At 41.2% G+C, this 11973-nt stretch carries 12 protein-coding genes; 3 read left to right on the top strand and 9 right to left on the bottom strand.

Annotated elements, in window-relative coordinates:
- Window positions 1–27: 27 nt before the first annotated feature.
- Both CZ809_RS12325 and rnt read right to left on the bottom strand, forming a co-directional pair.
- Entirely contained in the window at window positions 28–1290 is a 1263-nt protein-coding gene (locus CZ809_RS12325; RefSeq protein ID WP_080157932.1) for an outer membrane protein transport protein, read from the bottom strand.
- Window positions 1291–1529: 239 nt separating this feature from the next.
- Complete coding sequence (rnt, locus tag CZ809_RS12320; protein ID WP_080157931.1) at window positions 1530–2192, bottom strand: ribonuclease T; 663 nt, start codon at window positions 2190–2192, stop codon at window positions 1530–1532.
- A 201-nt stretch (window positions 2193–2393) separates the two neighbouring features.
- Between rnt and motY the strand changes: the two genes are divergently transcribed.
- Window positions 2394–3290, top strand: coding sequence for a flagellar protein MotY (gene motY, locus CZ809_RS12315; protein ID WP_080157930.1), 897 nt, complete (start codon window positions 2394–2396; stop codon window positions 3288–3290).
- A 92-nt stretch (window positions 3291–3382) separates the two neighbouring features.
- Window positions 3383–3832 (top strand): hypothetical protein, encoded by a 450-nt coding sequence (locus CZ809_RS12310; RefSeq protein WP_080157929.1) that lies wholly within the window; start codon window positions 3383–3385, stop codon window positions 3830–3832.
- Between the two features lie 79 nt (window positions 3833–3911).
- Here the strand turns inward: CZ809_RS12310 and nth are convergent, their stop codons facing one another.
- The 7 genes from nth to rsxA form a co-directional block, all read right to left on the bottom strand.
- Entirely contained in the window at window positions 3912–4547 is a 636-nt protein-coding gene (gene nth, locus CZ809_RS12305) for an endonuclease III (RefSeq protein ID WP_080157928.1), read from the bottom strand.
- Between the two features lie 147 nt (window positions 4548–4694).
- Window positions 4695–5399, bottom strand: coding sequence for an electron transport complex subunit E (locus tag CZ809_RS12300; RefSeq protein ID WP_080157927.1), 705 nt, complete (start codon window positions 5397–5399; stop codon window positions 4695–4697).
- Between the two features lie 2 nt (window positions 5400–5401).
- Window positions 5402–6034, bottom strand: coding sequence for an electron transport complex subunit RsxG (gene rsxG / locus CZ809_RS12295; RefSeq protein ID WP_080158161.1), 633 nt, complete (start codon window positions 6032–6034; stop codon window positions 5402–5404).
- Between the two features lie 14 nt (window positions 6035–6048).
- A complete protein-coding gene (gene rsxD, locus CZ809_RS12290; RefSeq protein ID WP_080157926.1) occupies window positions 6049–7095 on the bottom strand; it encodes an electron transport complex subunit RsxD in 1047 nt (348 codons plus the stop codon).
- Between the two features lie 2 nt (window positions 7096–7097).
- A complete protein-coding gene (gene rsxC / locus CZ809_RS12285) occupies window positions 7098–9632 on the bottom strand; it encodes an electron transport complex subunit RsxC (RefSeq protein ID WP_080157925.1) in 2535 nt (844 codons plus the stop codon).
- Window positions 9633–9634: 2 nt separating this feature from the next.
- Window positions 9635–10219: an electron transport complex subunit RsxB gene (gene rsxB / locus CZ809_RS12280; protein WP_080157924.1), complete on the bottom strand. Its 585-nt coding sequence runs from the start codon at window positions 10217–10219 to the stop codon at window positions 9635–9637.
- A complete protein-coding gene (gene rsxA / locus CZ809_RS12275) occupies window positions 10219–10800 on the bottom strand; it encodes an electron transport complex subunit RsxA (protein WP_080157923.1) in 582 nt (193 codons plus the stop codon). Before rsxA ends, rsxB begins: the two co-directional genes overlap by 1 nt.
- A 407-nt stretch (window positions 10801–11207) precedes the next feature.
- Between rsxA and pepE the strand changes: the two genes are divergently transcribed.
- Window positions 11208–11945: a dipeptidase PepE gene (gene pepE / locus CZ809_RS12270; protein ID WP_080157922.1), complete on the top strand. Its 738-nt coding sequence runs from the start codon at window positions 11208–11210 to the stop codon at window positions 11943–11945.
- The last annotated feature ends 28 nt before the right edge of the window (window positions 11946–11973 follow it).

Genomic DNA, 11973 nt, shown 5'->3' with positions numbered 1-11973 from the left:
CTTATTAAATGTTGTTATCCATGGGGGCTAAAAGGCGTAGTTAAGTTGTGCTGCACCAATATAAGCAACGCTGCTGGCCGTAAAACGGTCGTTATTTTCAATAAAATCACTCTCTTTGCCATAGACGTAGCTAAAACCAACATCAATGCTTAATTGAGAGTTATAGTGATAAGTTGCGCCGGCCGAGTACCAAAAACGATCGGTATCAGGAATACTGAGTGTGGCTTTGCCGCCTTGTTCGTCATAGGCAAACCCAGCCCGTAACGTTACGTTGGGATGTAGAGTATAAGTCGTGCCAATCGCCCATCGGAATGCATCTTTGTAATCTTCATCTTTTAATAAACACACCCCGGGCATTTGGCCGCCAAAGTTACATTGTGAATTAGTGGCACGTAACTCTTTAAAGCTGCTCCATTGGGTCCAAAACAGGCTGTAATGAATCGCTATTTGATGGTTGAGTTGATGAAAGCCTGATAACTCAGCGGTTGCGGGAAGTACGACGGGCAGTTTGCCTTTGATGGTGTTACCTCTATTGCTACTGCCAAGCACAAGTCCAGAGTAGTCAGTAAAATCGCCTTTAAAATCGAGATCGACTTTAGAACGATAAGCAATACCAAAACGATTATTGTCGTTTACCTCATAAAATGCACCGATATTCCAGCCCCAACTCCAAGTATCACCTTCCATGTTGATTGTTTTATCACTGGGCTTAATTGCAGGATAAAAAGGCAACGCATTCTGACCATAGTGACGGTAGAGTTCAGCTGAGGCATAAACGGCATTGACTCCCACGCCAAGGCTTAATTGCTCGGTGACTTTATAAGCGACACTGGGGTTTAAATTAATGGCAACTAATGAGGTTTTTCCCGCTGAAGTGCCATCATAAAAATCAGCAGGGTAATCGGTGGTTACGCCATAACCTGAAAATAAAGCGACCCCCCAAGAGAGACGATCATTGATGGGCATCACAAAGTAACTAGCAGGTACAAAAGCCATTGGTGCAACATTTTTAGCAGTTTGGACACCATTGGGAGCGTCATGGGCGGTAATATCAATATCTGGTGCAACAATACTGCCGACGACTGAAACCGCCATTGTTTCAAAGTGCGTCATTGCAGCAGGGTTTCGAGAAATAACCGCTGGATTATCGGCGATGGCGGCTTCTCCAGCAAAGGCTCGGCCTAAACCTGATGCTGATTGTTCTGATACTTGAAACCCCGCAGCAAAGGCGGAGGTGGCGGTAAGACTGCTACAAAGAGCAAGGGAAATATAACGTATATTTACGGACATTATTCTGCCTCTCAACGATCATTATTTCATTTTTTATTCATCCATGAGGAAAAACAAAACGCATTACAGATTTAGTATAAGAGTAATGTTGTATATTTGTTAAATTATGCGAGCTAATTATTAATTTTGATGATTATTTTCAATGAAAGGTGTGAAGGTAACTAGTGATGGAGTGTTGCGGGGCATAAAAAAACCCATACTAAGATGGGCTTAATCAAGAGCTGCTGAATGATTGAGATTTACTCTACTGATGGCTCTTCTGTGGGAGTGCATAGCGGCCACCCACCTAATTGTTTCCATTTATTGACTATTTTACAAAACAGTTCAGCGGTGCGTTCGGTATCGTATAACGCTGAGTGTGCTTCACGGTTATCAAATGGAATTTCTGCAGTTTGACAAGCTTTAGCTAGCACTGTTTGTCCATATGCTAAACCACTTAGCGCCGCAGTATCAAAGGTCGCAAAAGGATGGAATGGATTACGTTTTAGTTTTGCGCGCTCTGATGCCGCCATTACAAAACTATGATCAAACGTTGCGTTATGCGCCACCATGATCGCTCGTGTGCAATCAGTGTGTTTTTGTTCTTTTCTGATTTGCTTATAAATTTCTTTCAGTGCCACTTCTTCTGATACTGCACCACGTAATGGGCTAAATGGGTCGCGAATACCATTAAATTCTAAGGCTTCTTTATGTAAAATCGCGCCCTCAAAAGGTGCAACATGGAAATGAAGGGTTGTTGCAGGTTTTAACCAACCATCTTCATCCATTTGTAGAGTGACAGCACAAATTTCTAATAAGGCATCAGTTTTTGAATTAAAACCTGCAGTTTCAACGTCAATGACGACAGGAAAGTAGCCGCGAAAGCGACTTTTTAGGGTATTGAATTGGTTATCTTGGCTCATAGCACTGCTGTCAAAATAATAGAATCAGGTATTATGGCAGATTAATAGCTTAATTTCATTGCTGTTCGCGATCGTTCTCGAATTGAATGCATTGATATTTCTATACAGTAAGACAAGGCTAAAGCTCACGTCATGGGTGCCGATATAGAGGCATACTGTTGTCATTGTTGCTGTATTATTTTCTTCTAATTTGGTTATGAAATGAATTTAATTGAATTATTAACACCTTGGCTGCGAATTGGATTGATCATGAGTGTTTTTTTCTTTATGCCAGCAGCCATGGCTAAAAATTATTTAGCGCAACCTAGCCAATCACAATGGCAAGTGATTGTTGATACTCCCTTAGAATGTCGTCTAAATCATGATATTCCGGGTTATGGTAGTGCGCAATTTTCGGCACGTTCTAGCAAACAAATGAATCTTCATTTTGAGTTAAAAATGAATCGTCAATTGGGGGCGACGCGTAATGTTAAGCTTACATCGATGCCACCGTCATGGATGCCGGGTGATGCGGCTTATGCGATGACAAATTTGAAGTTTTTTAAACAATTTGATGGGTATATTGGCGGAAATACTGCGTGGCAAATGTTAGCGGAATTAGAAGATGGGCGTAATCCAACATTTAGTTATAAAACATGGCCCGTACAGCAGCAACGACAATTGGAAGTTGGTTTGTCTGCGGTGAATTTTAATAAGTCATATCAAGATTTTAGTCATTGTTTAAATAACTTAATGCCATTTAGCTTTGATGATATTGCCTTCACTATTCTGCATTATAATAATGACAGTGATAAGCTGGATAATATGTCGCAAAAACGATTGGCACAAATTGCTGATTATGTTCGTTATTCCGATGATATTGATTTAGTGCTGGTGGCTGCGTATAGCGATGCTGCTCTTGGTACCGTTGAAGGGCAACGTTTATCAGAACAGCGCGCTGCAAAAATTGAAAGTTATTTTAAAGGGCTAGGTTTACCTGAAAATAGAATTCAGGTGGAAGCATATGGAAAAAGACGACCGATTGCTGATAATTCGACTCCTGTTGGCCGTAATCAAAATCGCCGAGTGGTGATTTCATTAGGTAGAAGTGAAGCATAAGACGCTCTTGTGCAATGTTAATCTAGCGTTGACATTGCTTACTTGAATATATTTTATGATAGTGGTGTTAATTATCATATAAGGACTTGGGTATGAAGAAGCGTCTACTCATTGGTATCGTGATTATTATTGCGGCCATTATTGGAATTAAAACATACACAACGAGTGTTGAAAAAACAGCTCCTGTGACGACTAAAGAAACCGTAAAAAAAGTTGTTAAAGCCAATTTAAAACCGGTTGCTGAAGCAATAAAAAATCAACAATTATGTCAATCAGGTGCAGCCACGGAATTACAAGCGTTAGGTCATGAAGGGCAACCTTTAGCGCGAAGCATGGCTTATATTGCACTAGCACAAGACAGTTATCTTCAAGGCGACAAGCAAAAAGCGGAAGTAGAATTACAACAATCGTTAGATGCGGGCGGTAAAAAAATGTCACCTCAACAGCGTGAAAAGTTATTTGATACGCTTGATAAAGGGGCGGCAGAGTTAGCGGCTAAACGTCAACAAAATGGCTTTACTAAAGACTGTCAACCATTGTAATTAAACAGTGATGAATAACAAAAAAGGAGCATATTGATGCTCCTTTTTTTATAGCGCTATGATGTTCAAATGTCGACTTTTAAATGTCAATTTTATCTTTATATTCACAAAGGTCTTCAATAATACAGCTACCACAACGGGGCTTGCGTGCAACACAGGTATAACGGCCCTGTAAAATAAGCCAGTGGTGGACATCGACTTTAAATGCAGCAGGCACCACTTTTAGTAGCTTTTGTTCTACTTCTTCAACATTTTTTCCAATAGCGAACTTGGTGCGATTACAGACTCGAAAAATATGAGTATCAACTGCAATAGTCGGCCAACCAAATGCTGTGTTAAGGACGACATTTGCTGTTTTACGCCCCACTCCCGGTAAGGCTTCTAATGCTTCGCGATTTTCAGGAATTTCTCCATTATGTTTATCTAATAGAATACGGCATGTTTTGATGACGTTTTCAGCTTTAGAATTAAATAAACCAATGGTTTTTATATATTGTTTTACGCCATCAACACCAAGATCAAAAATAGCTTGGGGTGTATTAGCGATAGGGTAAAGCTTATCCATTGCTTTATTGACACTAACATCTGTTGCTTGTGCTGACAGTAAAACTGAAATTAACAACTCAAACGGTGTCGTCCAATGTAGCTCAGTTTGTGGGTGTGGGTTTTCGGCTTGTAATCGTTCTAATATTTGAACCCGTTTCTGATTATTCATAGTCTTTCCTGACGCAATATAATGCCAATATCACCATGATCAAGGGTGAGCACCTATAGGGATAGTTGGCATATTTGAGCATATTCATAGCAAGAGTAAAACTGGCTTAAAAGCCAGTTTTAGTTCTGAAAAGTCACAAATACGGTATTACTTAACATCAGTAATACGTGCACGTTCCACTTTCGGTTGTTGTTGTTCTTGGGTTGATTGTTTATTTTCTTTATATTTATCAATGATATTTTTTAGAGCGATCATGAAACCCACGCCAATAAATGCGCCTGGTGGTAGCATCGCGAGTAAAAAGCTACTGTCAAAATGAAATATTTGAACATGCAGCACCGACGCCCAATCACCTAATAAGCGGTTGGCACCATCAAATAATGAGCCTTTACTTAAAATTTCACGCATAGCACCCAGTAAAAATAGCGCTGATGTCATACCTAGACCCATCCATAAACCATCTAATACCGCAGGTAATGGCTTATTTTTTGAGGCAAAGGCTTCTGCTCGACCGATAATAATACAGTTAGTTACAATCAATGGAATAAAGATACCTAATGACTTATATAAGCCATAGACATAGGCATTCATTAATAACTGAACACAGGTTACCAATGATGCAATGATCATCACAAACACAGGAATTCGAATTTCTGATGGTACCCATTTTCGAATGATGGAAATAGTAAAGTTAGACATTACCAAAACCATGGTCGTTGCAAGACCTAATCCGAGCGCATTGGTTGCTGTTGATGATACCGCTAATAATGGACATAAACCTAACAGCTGCACGACAGTTGGGTTGTTGTACCATAAGCCATTTTTCATCAACTCTTTATAAGATGTTGTCATAATTATTCACTCGGACAGTCTAGTGGCTGGTTCAGAATCTGCTGTTGATTATTTTGCCAGTACAACGAGATATTTTTTACCGCTTTAACCACTGCGCGTGGAGTAATGGTTGCGCCAGTAAACTGATCAAATTCACCGCCATCTTTACGGACATGGAATTTAGGATCGTTAGCGCCATTGACTCGCTTACCTGTGAAACTATAGATCCAATCACTGACAGTGGTTTCAATTTTATCACCCAGTCCTGGCGTTTCATGCTGTTCTAAAATACGAACGCCAGTGATAACCCCTTTGGTATCAAGGCCTACAATTAATTTGATTGCGCCACTGTATCCATCCGGTGCAATTCCTTCAATCGCAATCCCTGTTGGTTTACCTGCTTGAGTCGCAATATAAGCTGGCATCGGTGTTTTGGTGCCGATATAGCGTAGATCTTTAACTAGCGTACAACTCTTATAAAGTAAGTTGTCATGGCTTGCGACAGGAATAACTTGGTTAAGTGTATTCAGTAATTGCTGTTGCTGCTGTTCAAAAATACGATCAGCCGTTAAATAGTGAGTTAGAGAGACTAATGCTGTCGACAATAAGGCAAAAATAGCCAGAATTAGACCATTTTTTTTCATGGATTTAAACATGGGCATACTCATTATTAGTGTCCATAAGTGCGTGGACGAGTGTAGTAATCGATGATTGGCACACATAAATTGGCGAGTAGCACTGCAAAGGCGACCCCATCAGGGAAACCACCCCAAGTACGAATGAGATAGATCATTATGCCAATAAAAGCACCAAAGATCAGTCGACCTTTTACCGTTGTTGAGGCCGTTACTGGATCGGTGGCGATGAAGAATGCGCCAAGCATTGTTGCGCCAGAGAACATATGTAATAGCGGCGAAGCTGCGACACTTGGATCAAGCACATGCATAATGCTACTAATAACCAGTAATGACGTTAGCATTGCAACCGGAATATGCCATTGAATAATACGTAATTTAAGCAGTAGCAAACCACCTAATAAGAAACCAATGTTAACCCACTCCCAACCAATACCTGCTAGTGTGCCGTAAACTGGTTTTTTCATTGCTTCTGCAATCGTCATTCCGGTTTTTAATGATGTCTTTAGGGTGTCTAATGGCGTTGCCATTGTGTAGCCATCAACTGACATTTTGAGTTGTTGAATACTAAAGCCATCAGGGGTGTAACCAGTAAAGATTGCAGACAGGCTATCCATAAATGTCACAGGGTTAGCACTTAAAGATGCTGGTGGTAACCATGTTGTCATTTGAACAGGGAATGAAATCAATAGCACTACATAAGCAACCATTGCTGGGTTAAATAGGTTTTGTCCCATACCGCCATAGAGATGTTTTGCGACAACAATCGCAAAGAATACACCAATGACGGTGATCCACCACGGTGCCAGTGGTGGAATAGAAATACCAATTAATACCCCGGTTAATAGTGCAGTATTATCACGTAAATAAGGTGCTAATGGACGTTGGCGTAATTTAAGTACAATGGCTTCAAATGCAAGAGCACACAGAGATGCAAAAACAATTTGGATAAGTGTTCCCAAACCAAAAAAATAGCATTGAGCAATAACACCAAAAATCGCACATAAAATAACCGTTCGCATAATGGTACTTGTGCTGCGACGGTTATGTGCATGGGGTGAGCTGGCAATATTAAAAGCCACGATTATTCTTCCTCAATGTTGGGTTGTACTTTATTTGCTTGTTGTGCTGCTTTACGGGCTTTCGCTCGTGCAACGGCAGCAGCAACTGCCGCTTTTTTAGGATCGACTGCAACGTCAGTGTTTGTTTCGGCAACAGGCGCCGTGTCTGTTGTTACGTCGTTAACAGGTGCTTGTTGTGCTGCTTTACGGGCTTTTGCACGTGCAACGGCAGCAGCAACCGCCGCTTTTTTAGGATCGACTGCAACGTCAGTGTTTGTTTCGGCAACAGGCGCCGTATCTGTTGTTGTATCGTTAACAGGTGCTTGTTGCGCCGCTTTACGGGCTTTTGCACGTGCAACGGCAGCAGCAACTGCAGCTTTTTTAGGATCGACTGCAACGTCAGTGTTTGTTTCGGCAACAGGCGTCGTGTCTGTTGTTACGTCGTTAACAGGTGCTTGTTGTGCTGCTTTACGGGCTTTCGCTCGTGCAACGGCAGCAGCAACTGCCGCTTTTTTAGGATCGACTGCAACGTCAGTGTTGGTTTCGGCAACAGGCGCCGTATCTGTTGTTACGTCGTTAACAGGTGCTTGTTGTGCTGCTTTACGGGCTTTCGCTCGTGCAACGGCAGCTGCAACCGCTGCTTTTTTAGGATCGACTGCAGCGTCGGTGTTTGTTTCGGCAACAGGCGCCGTATCTGTTGTTGTATCGTTAACAGGTGCTTGTTGCGCCGCTTTACGGGCTTTTGCACGCGCAACAGCGGCAGCAACTGCATCTTTCTTATCTGTATTTTGTGCTGGTGATTGATCTGAGTCGGCTTGCTGTTGTTGTATTAATTCAGCATGTTTGGCTGCTTTTTGCTCGCGAGCTTGAAGTTTACGCTGCTTACGTAAGGCTGCCATTTCACTGTTATCAGGCTCAGCATGCGTTTCTGATACTGAAGCGGCTTGTCTGGCTTTTGCTTTAGCAATAGCGGCAGCAACTGCAGGTTTAATGGTTGGTGCTGTTGTTTCTGTTGCCGCAGCTGCTTGTTTCGCTTTCACTCGCGCAATAGCTGCTGCAACAGCATCATCGCCACCAGATGCTGCCATATTTTGACGACGATCCGTTGCTGCTTTAGCAAAGCGGTTTTCACGTTCAGCTTTATCGCGTTCCATGCGCTGCTGTTTGGCTTCAAAACGTTGACGTGCACGTTCGGCACTCATTTCATCTTGTTGGCGTTCCCAAATTTCAGCTTTGGCTTGGCGATAATACTGTACCAATGGAATTTCACTTGGACAAACATAAGCACAAGCACCGCATTCAATACAGTCGCTTAAATTATATTCTTCACATTTGTCGTAGTTTTTGTCTTTTGCATACCATTGTAACTGTTGTGGTAATAATGACGATGGGCAAACATCAGCACAAGCAGAACAACGAATACAGGCCATTTCGTAAGTATGCAGCGGTAACTCTTTACGCTTAGGCGTTAAAATACAGTTGGTAATTTTGGTAATTGGTACATTGGCATGTGGCAATGTAAAGCCCATCAGCGAGCCACCAATAATGACGCGAGGGTGTTTTTTATCGGCTTGATAACCAAATTTTTCAAGTAGATAAGCGATTGGTGTTCCTAATAAGGCAAACACATTACCGCGTTGTTTAAAGGCTTCACCTGTTAAGGTCACTACGCGTTCAATTAATGGCTCACCGTTAACAATAGCGCGCTTAATTGCAAAAGCGGTACCTACGTTCTGCATAATAACCCCGATTGAGGTTGAGCGTGCTTGGCTAGGTACTTCTCGGCCTGTTAATAGCTTAACCAGTTGTTTAGAGCTGCCTGAAGGGTATTTGGTTGGAATAACACGAATAATAATATTATCGTCTTCACTAATACAGGCTTCTAATGCTTTGATTGCTTCAGGTTTGTTGTCTTCGATACCAATTAAAGTTAATTTTGGCGCAATAATATGACGTAAAATACGCACGCCCTCGATAACTTCATCCGCATAATCTTGCATGAGACGGTCATCGGCAGTGATATAGGGTTCACATTCAGCAGCATTGATGATCAGTATATCAACGTTACCTAAACCACCTTGAAGTTTACGTGCGGTTGGAAAACCGGCACCGCCAAGGCCTGCTATACCCGCAAGACGAATAGCTTCAATCAGTTCAGCTGGATCGCGATCTTGATAATCAGGGTATTGCGTTGCATGACACCAAGTATCTTGGTTATCGGTTGCAATTACGATACATAAATCGGTTAAGCCAGAAGGATGGGCGGTTGTTCGTTGCTCAATCGCCGTGATAGTGCCAGAGCTTGGAGCATGAATAGGCACACACATCGCAATATCACCTTGCGTGAGTGGTTGGCCTTTGAGAACGTGATCGCCAATATTGACGATAATATCACCGCGAGAACCAATGTGTTGTTTTAGTGGCAACACTAATTCGTTAGGAATGCCCGCAGTTTTAATTGGCTGCGTATTTGATAATGTTTTATTTTCCGCAGGGTGAATACCACCGTGGAAATCCCACAATTTACCTTGTTTAATTTGTTCAATAATCGATAGCATGACTATGGCTTAACCTTTTCTGCATTCGCTGTCGCAGCAATATTAACAACCGGTATTTGGTTGAGTTGCCATTTCCAGTTATCTGGTGTTTCTTTAACTGGGATCATTTCAATACAGTCTGTAGGACAAGGAGAAACACAAAGGTCACAGCCTGTACATTCGTCTTTTATTACGGTGTGCATTGATTTAGTGCCGCCAACAATGGCGTCTACAGGGCACGCTTGAATACATTTGGTACAACCAATACACATATCTTCATGAATAAAAGCGACTTTCTTAATACTATTAGTTACTTCATTCGAAGCCTGAGGCACTTCGACACCCATTAAATCGGCAAGTTTTTCAATGGTAGCTTGACCACCGGGTGGGCATTTATTAATGACTTCGCCATTTGCTATTGCTTCAGCATAGGGACGACAACCGGGAAAACCACATTGACCACATTGAGTTTGCGGCAAAATAGCATCAATTTGTTCAACAATAGGATCTGCTTCAACTTTAAAACGCACTGAAGCAAAACCTAAAATAAGGCCAAATATTGCAGCTAAAACAGCAATTACAATGGCAGCAATTAAGATCCCGCTCATTACAATTTCACCAATCCAGTAAAGCCCATAAAGGCAAGAGACATAAGGCCTGCGGTGATCATTGCAATCGAAGCGCCTTTAAAAGGAGCAGGTACATCGGCCGCTGCAATTCGTTCACGCATAGAAGCAAACAATACTAATACCAATGAGAAACCCACTGCCGCACCAAAGCCATAAATAACAGATTGAATGAAGTTATGGTGCTCATTGGTATTGAGTAAAGCGACACCTAATACCGCACAGTTGGTTGTGATTAACGGTAGGAAAATACCTAATAATCGATACAACGTTGGGCTAGTTTTATGCACGACCATTTCCGTAAATTGCACCACAACGGCAATCACGAGTATAAAACTAAGCGTGCGTAAGTATTGGATACCTAATGGTTCCAAGATGTAGGTTTCAACAAGATATGCGCACACAGAAGCAAGCGTTAGCACAAATGTAGTTGCTAAGCCCATACCGATAGCGGTTTCTAGTTTCTTAGATACACCCATAAAAGGACATAAACCTAAGAATTTAACGAGAACAAAGTTGTTTACCAACACTGTTCCGATCAGGAGTAAAAGGTATTCAGTCATACCGAGTTCATTATCATTGCAAGAGATCTCAACATTATCTGATTTTGTGAGCGCTATAACAACTCCTCAAGGGTAGGGTTTTATCTATTAATGGCCTTAAATTTGAGTAGTTGTTTGAAATATAAGTTTTTAGTGCAATAAATTTCTTCTTTTAAGCGAATAGCTTGTGTTTGGTTGTTAATAAAATACGTTGTTTTTGAATTTTAATTGTGCTGGTGGTGTTTTTAAATAGTGAACATGTTGCTAACTGTTATGAAAATTTAGCTGTTTTTTCTGAGTGTTTTTGTAAATTGTGATTGTAGCGGTTGTAAAATTAGCGAATTCTGCGTTTGATATAACTGAGTTTAATATAAATAATGTTCGTGATTACACGTATAACGAATAAACATAAGCGATAGGATGGAACAATGGATATTTTATTACTCAGTAATGGTAAAATTGCTGGTAACACGCATGTAATGGAATTTGCTGCTGATGCAATTGTTGAGCAGGTAAAGCGTACTGGAGCGAAGCATTTTGTCGTGATCCCATACGCTGTTATTCGTTCAAGTCATGATGATCGTGTAGCATTAGTTCAAGCGACATTTGATAAACTGGGTTTGGATTGTGTTGCAACAGGCTTACACCGTGCTGAAGATCCTGTTACGGCTATCGAACAAGCTGATGGTATTATTGTTAGTGGTGGTAATACTTGGGTACTTAATAAAACCTTACATGATTTAGGTTTAGTTGGTCCAATTCGTAAAGCAGTACTAAAAAAAGGAACGGCTTATATTGGTTGGAGTGCTGGGACTAACATCGGTTGCCCAACTATTCGTACAACTAACGATATGCCGATAGTAACTGGTGCAATTCTATCTTCATTAAATTTCGTGCCTTTCCAAATTAATCCGCATTACTTAGAAGCCTCTGTTGAAGGTCATATGGGTGAGACGCGTGATGAGCGTATTCAAGAGTTCCTTGAAATCAATAAACATGAACCTGTTATTGGTATTCCTGAAGGTACCTGGTTAGCAGTTACAGATAATAAGATTAGTTATCATGCAGCTAACGGGAAGCCGCTAAAATTCTTTAGCTACGGTAATGAGCCTGTTTATTATCAACCCGGTGATGACGTACAGTTTTTGATGGATCTTAATTACTAATATTATTGTTGTTATAGTTAATACATTA

This window comes from Photobacterium piscicola (assembly GCF_900166965.1).
Taxonomy (GTDB): Bacteria; Pseudomonadota; Gammaproteobacteria; order Enterobacterales; family Vibrionaceae; genus Photobacterium; species Photobacterium piscicola.
This window is presented reverse-complemented; position numbering and strand designations above follow the sequence as displayed.